At 45.4% G+C, this 12751-nt stretch carries 9 protein-coding genes; all 9 read right to left on the bottom strand.

Translation table 11 applies throughout. The features are described from left to right. Positions 1–64 precede the first annotated feature (64 nt). Entirely contained in the window at positions 65–895 is an 831-nt protein-coding gene (locus ACBZ72_01470) for a molybdopterin-binding protein (protein ID XES77559.1), read from the bottom strand. Between the two features lie 97 nt (positions 896–992). Further along, complete coding sequence (locus ACBZ72_01465; GenBank protein XES77558.1) at positions 993–1199, bottom strand: TFIIB-type zinc ribbon-containing protein; 207 nt, start codon at positions 1197–1199, stop codon at positions 993–995. Between the two features lie 89 nt (positions 1200–1288). Next, complete coding sequence (locus ACBZ72_01460; protein ID XES77557.1) at positions 1289–2560, bottom strand: alkaline phosphatase family protein; 1272 nt, start codon at positions 2558–2560, stop codon at positions 1289–1291. Positions 2561–2622: 62 nt separating this feature from the next. After that, positions 2623–3690 (bottom strand): zinc metalloprotease HtpX, encoded by a 1068-nt coding sequence (locus ACBZ72_01455; protein ID XES77556.1) that lies wholly within the window; start codon positions 3688–3690, stop codon positions 2623–2625. A 134-nt stretch (positions 3691–3824) separates the two neighbouring features. Further along, positions 3825–5009 carry a radical SAM protein gene (locus tag ACBZ72_01450; GenBank protein ID XES77555.1) on the bottom strand — a complete coding sequence of 395 codons (1185 nt, stop codon included), beginning with the start codon at positions 5007–5009 and terminating at the stop codon, positions 3825–3827. A gap of 2467 nt (positions 5010–7476) precedes the next feature. Beyond that, complete coding sequence (locus ACBZ72_01445) at positions 7477–8586, bottom strand: hypothetical protein (GenBank protein ID XES77554.1); 1110 nt, start codon at positions 8584–8586, stop codon at positions 7477–7479. 619 nt (positions 8587–9205) lie between these two features. Next, entirely contained in the window at positions 9206–10474 is a 1269-nt protein-coding gene (locus ACBZ72_01440) for a PQQ-binding-like beta-propeller repeat protein (protein XES77553.1), read from the bottom strand. Positions 10475–11054: 580 nt separating this feature from the next. Continuing rightward, positions 11055–12215 (bottom strand): PQQ-binding-like beta-propeller repeat protein, encoded by a 1161-nt coding sequence (locus tag ACBZ72_01435; protein XES77552.1) that lies wholly within the window; start codon positions 12213–12215, stop codon positions 11055–11057. Between the two features lie 326 nt (positions 12216–12541). After that, positions 12542–12685: a hypothetical protein gene (locus tag ACBZ72_01430; GenBank protein ID XES77551.1), complete on the bottom strand. Its 144-nt coding sequence runs from the start codon at positions 12683–12685 to the stop codon at positions 12542–12544. Positions 12686–12751 lie beyond the last annotated feature (66 nt).

The raw sequence follows: 12751 nt of genomic DNA, 5'->3' as shown, positions 1-12751 counted from the left end.
CTCCCCTTTTCTTTAGCGCAGAATCCTTTATTGACGTTGCGAATTACGAATCCGCTTCCGAAAACTAAACGATGCCTTGAGATTCTAACCGTGTCACGGTGCCGCCTACCTTGGCAATCAAAGCGGAAAGCTCAACAGCAGCTTTAGCCAGCCACTGCGAGGGGTTATCCGAAGGTTTCCCAGACGTTGATAAGTGAAGTTCCATGTGAGGTTTGCTTTCCCGTGCTTTAGGATGCGACTTTATGTAAACCAGCGGGTTGTCATGCATCACTTCATCAATCAAAGGAGCCAACACAGACTCCATAATGCCATCAGCGTATATGCTAAGTTCAAAGAAGCCCACATCCCCCGCAGCTTGCCGCAGCAAAGGCGCAATTGAAGCCTCAAAAATTGCCTCCATCTCCCGCGGCACACCAGGCAGCGAAAACAAAACGGAGCCATCAACATCGATGCGGACGCCAGGTGCTGTTCCAACTGGATTCACAACAGGTGTGGAGCCTTGGGGCAGGGTTGCCATTTTAGCTTGAGCAGGAGTCAGGTTGCCTTGGGGTATGTTGCGGGTTTTGGTGTATTCAAGGTACTTTGCCTGAACCATAGCAAGAGCTTCCGTGTTCAAGGTGAGTTTTCGGTTTAACGCTTTGGCTAAGCCTTCTAAGGTTTTGTCGTCAAATGTTGGCCCCAAACCGCCCGTGACTACCAAGAAGTTAGGTTTGCGTGCCAAAACCTCTTGAAACGCCGCCGACATTTCGTCAATGACGTCCGCAACCACGGTTATTCGTTTCACCGCCACGCCCAAGGAAGTGGCGCGTTTACCCATCCAGCTGGCGTTGGTGTTTACGACTTTTCCGATAAGCAGTTCGTTGCCGACACAAACAAGCTCCATTTCAACCGTCATCAAGCATCGCCCATTCACAATGTAGCTTGATAAGAAAGAGGTTTGACTTTTATACTGTTTGCTAACAAATCGCTCAAACCGTCTGGCGGCAAGACCACTACTTCTTGCTGCTCAGGTACCACTTCAAGTACTCTTTTCTGCGGTTCTGACGAATCTCATCTTCGGTTTCTTCAGGTGGACGATTGCGTTCTCGAAGATCCATCAGTTCCTGCTGAGTAACCGTTAAACCGCAGCTTTTGCACGTGAAGTGCTTGTTTGAGATGTTGTAGACCATTTCGCCGCCGCATTCAGGGCAATAAGGCATTTTTCTATGTCCCCTTATTTTTACATTAAACGGTGCTACGCAGATATTAGTCTTCGCCCAAAAAACCCGTTCCCCAAAGGAGCAAACGGCTACTTTAAGCTGCTAAGCTTAGCTAACCCGAAAGGAACCACCATTTCTTCGCGGCTTAGCCCGCCATGGTGACCCCAAAGCTCCAGTTTACGCCCCTGCGAAAACTCAAACCACACCGTCTGATTCGCAAAAGGCAAAACCATCAAGTTTCCTGCCCGCTCACAAAACACCTCAGCCGCCTCGCCGATGCCAAATAAGCCTTGCTCAATTGCTTCTTGGGTTTCGATGATTGCGGCTTTTTTGCCGAGTTCCTTTGTAAGAAACTCCTTGGTTTGTGCGAGTTTTTCTTCTTGGATGTGCAGAAATACGTCTCGGGGACCGCCCGCGGGCAAAATCGGCAGCTTTTTTTCTGTTTTCAGGTTACTGATTACTTGGGGAAAGTTGTTAAGGTAGAGGGTGTCTTGGGGGTTGATGGCTGCTTCGCCGTGGTCTGCAGTAACCAAAATCAGGGTTTCTTTTGCGGTTTGTGCATCAACTTTTTCGACTAATTCTTTGCTGAGCAGGTAGCTAATGGCGGATAATTCAGCGGCGTACTGCTCGCTGTTAGGTCCATACTCGTGTGCGATGGTGTCAAGCGTATCAAAATGTACAAAAAAGTATGCGGGTCCCTGAGTGTCTTGGAGGTTGCGTCGCAGATTGACCACCATGTCGGAGGTTTTCCAAGAGGGAACCACCGTACTGCCGTCAAAGAGCAGTTGAGAGCAAGGGCTGAAGGCGTAGTACTTGTAGGCGTGGACGAATGTTTCTATGCCCTCCGCTTTGAGTGTGGTGTGGATGGTTTTGCCGTTGAACGCAAGGTGCGGGTCAAACTCTGTTTGGGCACCAGAACCATAGGCGGAACCTACGGGTTCAAACGATAAGGTATTGACAACTTGCCCAGCCTCTTTAAGGTAAATGAAGTATTCAAACAGCCCGTGCTCTTGAGGCATCAAACCCGTATTCAAAGTTGCCAAAGCGTTGGTTGTTTGCGAAGGAAAAACACTTGTCAAAGGGAAAACAGAGCCGTTGCGGGATAAATTTGAGAGGAAACTGAAGTTGTTTTGGTTTCGCTGAAACTGGTCAAACCCAAATCCGTCCAGAAGCAGGAGCACCACTTTGCTTGCTTTGTCGGCACCAAGTTTTTCGACATGCTCTCGGAGGGGCAATTGTGGCTTAGGAGTTTTGACGCCAAACAGGTTAAGGATTGCGTTTGGCAGGTTTGAAATGCAGCCCCGCTCGTAGCGTGGATAAATAAAATCTTCTGCAAGCGACGGTTTTGTGGGGGCGCCCATGGTTTTCAGTTATCCAACAGCCGTTGAAGCTTAAGAGGGTTCCCATGTCTGGCGGAACAGGTTTAGACGTGGGCGTACATGCGGTCGTCGCTGTACTTGCCCGTGTTCATTTCGTTCTCGATTTCCCGCAGCAGCAAAATCCGCTTGAACGTGGGGGGATGCGTCGCAAACAAGCTATTCATCTGCGCCCACGTCGATTTAGCTTCCCGCTCCATGGCATGCTCCAGTTCATGTTCGTCCAAGACGCCGTCGTTGTCCAAGTCGTACTGGCTTTTGTTAGACATTATCTGTGCAACCTCCCGTTTTGCCTGTGTGGGATCCTCAATGTAGAAGCTGCGTGCATCCGTGGGAACTTTAGGCGCGATGGATAAGCCGTAGCTGATTTTGGATAAGGCACTTTGCAGACTGTGGGGCTTTTTGGTTAAGTAAGCGCTGTAGGAGTCTGCGTAGTGCTCGCGTAGCCTGCTTAGCCGCATAACCGCCAAAAACGACACAATGTAAACCACAAACGAAATAATGCCGATGGCTACAAGGATGGCGCCGGTGTTGTTTTGGTCTTTGTTTCCTCGTCTGGAGCCGCCGCCAAACCAGCTTGCAGTGAGTGTGACTTGGGATATCCAGTAAGCCAGCATGGGCAAGGCGGAAAGCACGGTCATGACGATGTAGTCTTTGTGTTTGATGTGCCCCAATTCATGAGCGATAACGCCACGGATTTCGTCCTCGTTCAGCTGCCGCAGGAGCCCTTCATGCACCGCTAAAACGGCGCTGCTTTGGCTTCGTCCGTACGTGAAGGCGTTGGGTGTGTTGTTGGGGACGGTGGCGAGTTTGGGCATGGGTATGCCGCTTTTGGCTACCAAGTCTTTGACCATGTTTTCCAGCCAGGGGTTCTCGCCGGGCTTAAGAAAATGCAGATGGGTAGTGGCGCTAACGATGGTGGGGCCAATCGCGTATTCGAAGAGGACAAAAATGGCGGTGCCGCCGACGGCGAAAAGCAGCCCAGTCACAACATCAAAACCTGTGTAGTAGTATTGGATGAGGAATATGACGCCGATGAGGAAGGCGCCAAATATGAAGGTGGCTGCAAGTATGCTGGCGCCCATCGCGAATTTAAGGTCGGACAACTTAGCCATCGCTAATCACTCTGTATAGGTAAAGTGACAGAAACAACTACAGAATTAAGCTTTTCCCAAAACCCATCAGGTTCAATATAGCATAATCACATTTGGCAACAAATAAAACAAAGAAAAAAGAAGGGCAGTTTTGGTCAATTCTTTTGCGCAAGCTGTGTTGAGTTTGTGGATGTTTGAGGCAGTTTTGGTTTTTGCTCGAAAGGAGGTTTTGCGTATAGTTTCTGGAAGGTTTTGTTGGTTTGCATAGATTTGCATAGTTCACTGAAAACGTCTGTTATCAGTTGTTTAATTGTGCAGAAAGTTTCGGGGTTAACATGTGGCAAACCGAAGACGTCGTAGTTTTGGGCTATACATCCGCCTATACAGTTGTTTTTGTAGTTACAACTTAAGCATTTCGTGGGGACCTCACAGTAGGGTGCTATATTTTGCCAATGTTTAATCCAGTCTAAGCGACTTTGTGCAAAGCCGCTGTATATGTCGCCTATCTTTATTTCATGTGAGTCGACGAATCTATGGCAGGGGTAAATTGAGCCGTCGTAGTCAACTGATATTCCGCCTTGTCCTAATCCGCACCGTGAATCCCAGACCCTTCTTGTTTGGGTGATTGCGGCGTTTGCGTCTCGAACCCACATGCTAAACACTGGAACCCCCCGTTCCATCCAATTTTTGTAGTATCCGCGAAAGATTTCTAGTTCCTGTCTGAGGTTTGCCAAGTCTTGAGGTGCCCACTCCGCTTCGTAGACCATGTCCACGGCAAGGCTTGTGAGGTTAAATTCTTCAACGAAAGACTTGATGGCGTCTGCTAGTCCCTTCACGGTGGACGGGGTTACGGTCCACCGCAGTTGCGGCGTGTTTGTGAAATGTTTCTTTAGTAGCAAGAAGCCGCGCCACGCGTCTTCCCAGCTGCCTTTCCCGTTGGGGTAGACTCGGTTGGTGTCGTGGCTGTTTTTTGATCCATCAATGGAGACGGTTGCGCCGAAGTTGTATTTCTTCATCCACAAGGCTATGTCTTCGGTTACTAAGGTGCAGTTGGTGGTTACTCCAAAGTTCCATTTGTGTCCGTCTGTGTGGCTTTTTTCAACTATGTACTTGAGGGTGTCGAAGTTGCAGAATGGTTCTGCGCCGAAGAACCAAAGGGCGCCGTTTGGGTCTAGGTTTTGGGTGCAGAAACGTATGAGTTGATCTGCAGTTTGCATGGTCATTTTTCCGTGTGGCGGGTTTTGGTTGAGTTTATAGACGAAGCAGTATTTGCAGCTGAGGTTGCATTCGCCGGTGACCCAAACGGTCATTTCTTTGATTTTAGCAGGCAGATTAAGCATGGATAGTCTTCCTCTTTTGCGGTTGGGGAACCAAGCCTAATGCAATCAAAGACTCAATGACAATTTCCTTGACCCGCTGCTCAGTCAGAGACTGCCCAAACGGAGGTGACGTCCGTACCGAAGAGTTCTGTTGATTACGGACCGGAGTTGATTGATTGTTTACGCATTTTTTACTCATATTATCTGGCTCCTGATGTTTCTGCTAAGTCATTACTGTATCATTAGGCAACTCCACAGGCAAGGAAGCTGACAGACCATGCAAGGCGACTGACAAGACACCTCACAACCAGATTGACAACTCACTTCACATCCAGTTTGACAGCTTAGTTCGCATGTGGTTTGGCAGGTATTGCAGGTTTGGCATGAAAGCTGACACGCAGCCATGCATGTCCATTGACAGGTCATTTGACAAAACTCACACGGCAACTGGCATGCTACTTCGCACCCCGTTTGACATGTAAGTTGACAAGTATCTTGGCAGGTTACACATGGCTGGCAAGTTTCACAAGGCTGGCAGCTTATTTGACATGTTTCTTGACAGCTCACTACGCATGCCGTCTGGCAAACTGTTTGGCATGTACCACAACTTGTGAAGTATGCCCTGATTTTATGCTTGAGATTGGTGACGTTGATAAATGTGTAACTGCTAATTGCTCCTTGTGAAACCCAGTTTTCGCCGTCGTTCATGACATCAACGTGGTATATGAGGTAGCCTGTATTCGGCGTAATGTTGAAGGTTTTGTTTCCTCCATAATCTACTTGAACTATGCCAGACGGTGAGATAGATCCTCCTCCTGTTGCAACTGAAGCTTCTATGGTCAGATAAACGGGTTCTGTCTGGTAAGTGCGGTAGATATCGATGCTTCCTCCTTCCTGACAATACGGTGGACATGAACCGCTACATCCGTCGCATAATACAAGATCTACGTCGGCATTAGGATCGTAGTATAACTCTAAAGTGTTTGTGCCATTAGGGCTGTCATCGTAAAACCCTGATAATGTTGGGTGGTTTGCTAGATCAACGCCATGAGCTATATGGTAATTGCCTGTAGGATGGTAGAATTGCACCCATGGGCTGTCGGGATGGTTAGTGGGGTCGTAGTTAAGTCTGAGCCAAAAAGTCACGTCATCATTTTCGGATACACCACTAGTAGCAACATTGTTTAAATTGAAAAAACAATGTTTCTTATTAACGTAATTATAGCATGGATCAGGAGGATTAGTCCAAGTCCAAACTGCATTTACATAGGGACTGGGCGAGATTTCTTTAACGTGGTTGTCGGGACCAAATTTGGTATAACTAATATTGCCGCAATCTTTGTAGTTGCAAGGGTAATCTTGTCGTGTGGAATCTAGGGGATCGTTTTCGATCTTTGAATATGGCTGTTCCGATCCGCATGGACCAGAACCATCGCACATGCCATCAGTGCAGGCATTTTTGCCGTCACATGGCAGATAGCACATTGGGTATATTCGAACAACTGTTAAATCTTCGATCGTAACGCTGACGTATTCGTCATCGTTGACAAACTCAAGTGTGTTGAGGTCAGGATCGTTTAAACTGTAAACAGGGTTACCGCTTCCGTCAAATCCATCTATTGATTGAGATAAGTCAATAACTTCCGAGAGGTCATGATTAGCTAATCTACTATGATATCGCTTTCCCGGGTCTGCATTTGCTGATGTGTGTCCATTCAGATATAGATACAACGATACGACAGGGTTATCGGAATCTTGGGTAGTTCTGATTGTGTAACTTAAGTTGCAAGCGCTGCATTTTTGGGGAGAGGAATTTTGATAACATTGAGGTTGCGTGGCTGTGAAATGGAGCGTTTTGGTGTCAGTTTGACTTCCCTTTGGACCCAAAGTGAAGCGTATTGGACCCCAAATTGTGGTTCCTTTCCCACCTTTAAATCCTTCCGTAGGGTTACAATTATTATCACAACCACCGTTCATACTACATACCATAGTATTTCGCCTTCTGTCTACAAAACATGACGTTTTTGGCTGATTCAATTGTGGAAGTAGCTTTCAAACACAATAAAATCTTGTTTGACTGCCACAACATTGTGCTGGGAGAAGGCATTTTTTCTTTGGGATTCCCGCCCAAGTAAAAAATTGAACTATTTAGACCACAGCAGGTCTTTTTGCCGATTAGGTTTTGTTCAAACATATTTTTCCCTTGTAGAACTACTCGCGTGGGTTTACTTTAGGAAAACGGGATGTTTCAGAAACCTCCCTTTTATTTGAATCTACGCGTACTTTCTCTTTCTCAAAAACGGAGTTCTCTTATGTTTAGAAGCACCAACTTTTGACTCAGTTGAAATTTCTGGTTGGACTGAAGCGTTGTTTTTAAATTTGCTTTAAATGCTTTTCAAAAGAGAGGTTACTTTGCCAGGCTAAGATCCAAAACTTGCTTTACTAAAAAAACGTAGAAACCTCCCTTAGATTTCATTTCCAAATCACGTTACGATCGCGATTTTTTTACAGGACTCTTGTTAGCCATTTTCTTTTTTGAAACTACAACAAAGGTGGCTGTTAGCCCAAATACAAATAGGGTTGTCCCCAAAACTTGTTCTGAAAGCTCTGGAATAGTTGGTGATGCAGAAGGGTTAGAGGAATGCGATGAATTGGGACGACCCCCTGAAAGGGTAGCATACGTTAAATCATATGTGCGTGATGCATTACCCGATGCCCATATCACGGGTCTGTTATAAGCTATGTGCGGGTTGCCTGATGAGTCCAAAACCATGGCGCCACTTGCGGTGTTTGAGTCCACCAATTGAATGCTCCAGTTTTCACCCGTCCAAACAGCGTACTTCAAGTCACACTCTTCTCCGACCGCTACAAAATATGCAATTTGCGGTTTGTCATCTGAATCCAACCCGAGGTAACAGTCTCCATGGAAGTCCCAGTCTGCGTCTACAGTTTGCTTAATCCATGCCGTGCCATCCCAACTGGTGTACTCCAGACCATCATTGCTAGCGTTAGTGTAGCTTATGTGTGGGTAACCTTTTGAATCCAGAGCAAGGGAGGATTGCGAATAAAAAGGCGTGTCCACCGTTTGTATACTCCAGTTTGAACCTTTCGGTGTAGCATACTTTAGGGTGCCTTTTTCCGTTAGATCCATGTTTGTTTGGTCAAAATACGTTATGTGAGGGATGTCATGAGAATCCAGAGTGATTGAGGGTGCCCAGTAAGGAAAACTCCCTGAATCTATGGTTGTTGTGTTCCAGTTTGAGCCCGTCCACACAGTATACCGTAATTCGTCAATTGGCAAGTTAATAGTGGCATACACTATGTGCGGGTTGCCGCTGGAATCTATAGCCACCGAAAAATAAACCCATCCCATCCCTGGCGGCACGTATACAGTCTGGGTTATCCAGTTTGTTCCGTTCCAAAAAATGTGTTTTAAGCCGTCGTATGCTTGGTAGACTATATGTGGTTTGTTGTTTGGGTCTATCGCGATTTTGTTGTTGGTGCTTCCAGTAGGGCTTATTTTTTGTGTAGTCCAGTTTGTTCCGTTCCAGACGGCATAGTTTATGCCTGCCCGAGTTTGATTGGAGGTAGCGCTCATAAAATAGCTTATATGTGGATTACCGTTGGAATCTACAGCGATTGAACCACCCGACCCCTGTGGGTCCACGGTTTGTATGTTCCAAGTTGACTCCGTATAAGCTTGGGCTACGCAAAGAAAAACCATAATGTTGATTAGAACAAGAAAAACGATTAACTTGTCTTTTATTTTATCTTTCCCTTCTTTTATGCAGACTTTATTATGTTTGGACTGACCGAGTATATCACTAAGTCGGGCAATTGGGTGAAAAAAGTTTTCCGAAGGGAAGTGAAACGCACTTACGAGAACCATCTTGAGGATAACTGCCACTCCTCTATGTTTAGCTATATTTAGCCCCCCTGAATATTGCATTGTGCGACAGATTATTTTAGGCTGTTGGAAGATTCGGGCTTCATAACCTATTTGGTTGCACACGGTTGAGTTTGCAAGTTAATTGATTTTCTTTCGCTGCTTTATTTTAAAACTGTTCTACAAACCATAAAACAGTTGTTTCCGCAAAAAAATCAAAAGTAAATGTTAAGAACACACAGGCATTACTGCAATAGAATATTATGTAAACAATATTGTTTTTGTTCAGAGAAAGTGAAAAGCGCTCCCCTAAGAATTAAATGCAGCTTTGTTAAGGCATATTTTTTTCTTTTTCCCGTTTTCTAACTACTATTGAAAGCACCGCCATTAAGGATAGGGAAAAAAGAATGCTTTCCAACTGAATAGGAAACTCGGGTATTGTAGGTGAAGGAGTACTGCTATTAGGAGATTGTCCCAAAGCGTAAACGTATCCGTCGTCTGAGCCTACATAGAGGGTGCCGTTGACAATAGCGGGTGACGACCACACAGCCGCACCAGTTTTATAACTCCACATCAACGACCCCGAAAAAGCATCAAACGCATAAACATTCCCATCATACGAACCAACATAAACAACCCCACCCGCAACCGCAGGCGAAGAATACACACCACCACCCGTCCTATAACTCCAAACTAACTTGCCACTCAAACCATCAAAGCCATAAACGTAGCCGTCATACGACCCAACATAAACTTCACCATCAAACACCGCAGGCGAAGAAACCACACCACCCCCAGTTGAAAAATTCCAAATTCTTGCACCCGTCGAAGCATTAAAAGCATAAAAATTACCCGCACCTACAGAACCACCTGACCCTACATAAACGTAACCATCAGACACAGCAGGAGAAGAAGCAACTTCGCTTTCTGTTGTATAATTCCAAAGTTTTTCTCCAGTAGTAACATTAACAGCATAAACATTTTTGTCTTGAGAACCAAAATAAACAACACCACCAACAACTGCGGGAGAACCATCAATATACCCATCAGTGCCAAAAGTCACAGGCGTATCCCACCCAGTAGAAGCAGTAACAACGACAAGCATCCAGCCAACCCCTACATAGAATAGCCCATCCACTACGGTGGGAGAAGAAGCAGTACTGACACCGCCAATTCTGAAGCGTCCTATTATTGTGCCTGTTGACGCGTTAAAGGTGTAAACCCACCCTTCCATAGAGCTGAAGTGGACTATTCCGTTTGCGACTGCAGGAGAAGAAATCGCGGAACCGTTAATGTATTTCATTATAACTTCTCCGGTAGAAGCATTAAGCGCATAAACACCATTTTCTGAACCCACATAAACAACTCCGTCAACAACCACAGGAGAAGAACGAACCGAACCACCCGCATCAAAACGCCACCTTTCCACAGGAACCGTTGTCGGACCAACACCAACAACCGCACCCACATGAGCAGCATTACAACGAAACATGGACCAATCCTCTTCTGAAGCAAAACAAACATTCACCGGCGTTGATACAAGTCCAGCCCATGTGAATAGAAAAACAAGAATCAATGCTGAAAGGACATGCTTGGTCACCTTCATCACCTACAACATATTGTGTAAACAACATATTTTAAACTGCCGAAAAATGAAACAAACCCTCTATAAACCTAAGAAAAAGTTCAGCATTTTAGCAGGGGGAATATGCATTTTCTTGATCTAACACTTTTAGTACATCAAGCAGAATTTTTGTTCGACGGTCATCCCGATTTAACGATATAACCCTGACTTTTCCATGCCTAACCTTCACGCGATACTCAGTTATTATCAAGTTTTCCTTCTCCAAAATTTCAAGATTCCGATTCAATTCATTATAAGTACTGCCAGTTCGGCGCACAAGCTCCATAACGCGAAGCTCCCGCGTTAACGAAAGCTCTTTCAATATATTCTGCCGCAAAGAAGAAGCCAACACCTTCTTAAGCTCCAACTATACACGCCCCGCATAAACAACACTGTGCTTGAAACTTCATGAAAAACAAAAATTACCTCAACAAATTTAAGGAATGTTTAGCTTCACAAAGGTAATTCTAGATATACTTTCTATAACAGCACAACAAACAATCAATAAGAAACAGAAACAGCCTTCCTTTTAAAAAAGGAAAGATGTTTTTTGTTTTTAACAGCATTTTTGAATACTCGACTCTTCATTACAATTTGAGTTATTAACCGTTCTTAGTTGTTTTTTCCAGACTGAAAATAACATAGTCATGAACACTACCGCAGCAAGAACAATTCCTGAAAATTGTGAAAGCTCGGGAATAGTCGGTGACGGCGAAGGCGTTGAGGTGGGAGATGAAGGGGGAGAGCCGAAGGCATAAAGTGAGTACCCTGTATCAACGTAGATTGTGCCGTTTGCGATAGCGGGATACGTAGAAATGGAGTTGGCTTGTTTGGGGAAAGTATAGTTCCATATTTTAGCGCCTGTTGAAGCATTAAGAGCATAAACGTTGTAGGAACAGCTAACGTAAACTGTGCCGCCTGCGACTGCTGGGGATTGCCCCCCGCCGCCGGTTGCATTCCACAGTAGGTCTCCGGTGGAGGCGTTAAGGGCATAAACAGTACTATTTGATACTATATAGACGCAACCATAGGCAACTGCGGGGGAGGACATTCCAGCAGGAATGGAGGCTGTCCAGATTTCAGTTCCACTCATAGCATCCAAACATATAACTTTCCCATTGGAACCATAAGTCGTGCCTATATAGACATACCCATCTGAGATGGATGGTGAGGAAGATTCATAACCACTCAACCCCCTGTAGGTCCATAGTTGTTCTCCCGTCGAAGCATTTAAAGCATAAAGAATACCCTCAACAGAATTAAAATAGACGAGTCCTTGGGAAACTGCAGGAGAAGAATACACTAGACCTGAAGTGAAATTCCATAGGTACGCGCCAGTTGTAGCGTTTAAAGCAAAAACGCCACCTCGAAGGTAGGACCCAAAGTATATGACATCTTCAACAATGTTAGGTGTTGCAAAGCCAAAATTATTTGTGTAGTTTAACTTCATTTCCCCTGTTGAAACGTTGAAGGCACCAGATGATGTGTATACATAGCCATTATAGATAGCTACGTTCCCAGCTGGATTGTGCACGCGTTGCCGCCACAACTGTTCTCCGTTTGAAGCATTCCTACAAGTAACAGTTCCGCCGCCTGTGGCTAAATAACCGTCAGCGATAACGGGGGCACCGCTACTTGATGAATTCCACAGTACAGTTGGAGTTGCATTTACTGAACTTGATGAGAAGCCTGTGTACGCAGGGTCATGGCGAAACATAGGCCAATCGTCCCCCGAAGGATCTACGTGAGTACTGTTTCCCAAAGACAATAAGCAGAATAAAGTTAGAAGGAGTACTGTACCCATAAGGAGGGCGATTTGTCTAGCCATCGTCATTGTAGCTATCAACAATGAAAACAGACCATAGTTTCCGTTAAAAGCCTATTTGTAAAAGTTTCTTGACATAAGAAAACTTGCCAAAAATCGAATTCTCAAAATAATCACAATAAACATGGAACACACGTGTGTTTTTCATTTGACGTTGCAAAAGAAAAAAGAAGCAGGGATCAACGTAAGGCACTCCATTGTGAAGCTTCAAAACGTGCTCATGGTTCCACATATTCGGGGTTGGGGATGTTTGTGCCGCATTTTTGACATTTGTAGCTGTGAATCTTTTTGCGACAGCCTTGGCACCGACTTTGGACGACACAGGTTCCGCAAGCGGGGCAGACCAGTTCAGTTACCGCCATAGACACTCACCTCCTGAAGGCACAAAGTACAAACGAAGATGTTCATGCCAAGCAAGAAACATTTAG

This window comes from Candidatus Bathyarchaeia archaeon (genome assembly GCA_041447175.1).
Lineage (GTDB): Archaea > Thermoproteota > Bathyarchaeia > Bathyarchaeales > Bathycorpusculaceae > JADGNF01.
The sequence above is the reverse complement of the archived record's forward strand: the minus strand, read 5'-3'. Positions and strand labels throughout refer to the sequence as shown.

What these genes read in the sequence shown, in the direction of transcription:
- ACBZ72_01470 (XES77559.1), bottom strand. Translation starts at nt 895, where the DNA reads ATGACGGTTGAAATGGAGCTTGTTTGTGTCGGCAACGAACTGCTTATC.
- ACBZ72_01465 (XES77558.1), bottom strand. Translation starts at nt 1,199, where the DNA reads ATGCCTTATTGCCCTGAATGCGGCGGCGAAATGGTCTACAACATCTCA.
- ACBZ72_01460 (XES77557.1), bottom strand. Translation starts at nt 2,560, where the DNA reads ATGGGCGCCCCCACAAAACCGTCGCTTGCAGAAGATTTTATTTATCCA.
- ACBZ72_01455 (XES77556.1), bottom strand. Translation starts at nt 3,690, where the DNA reads ATGGCTAAGTTGTCCGACCTTAAATTCGCGATGGGCGCCAGCATACTT.
- ACBZ72_01450 (XES77555.1), bottom strand. Translation starts at nt 5,009, where the DNA reads ATGCTTAATCTGCCTGCTAAAATCAAAGAAATGACCGTTTGGGTCACC.
- ACBZ72_01445 (XES77554.1), bottom strand. Translation starts at nt 8,586, where the DNA reads ATGAGCGCTACCTCCAATCAAACTCGGGCAGGCATAAACTATGCCGTC.
- ACBZ72_01435 (XES77552.1), bottom strand. Translation starts at nt 12,215, where the DNA reads ATGTTTCGCCATGACCCTGCGTACACAGGCTTCTCATCAAGTTCAGTA.
- ACBZ72_01430 (XES77551.1), bottom strand. Translation starts at nt 12,685, where the DNA reads ATGGCGGTAACTGAACTGGTCTGCCCCGCTTGCGGAACCTGTGTCGTC.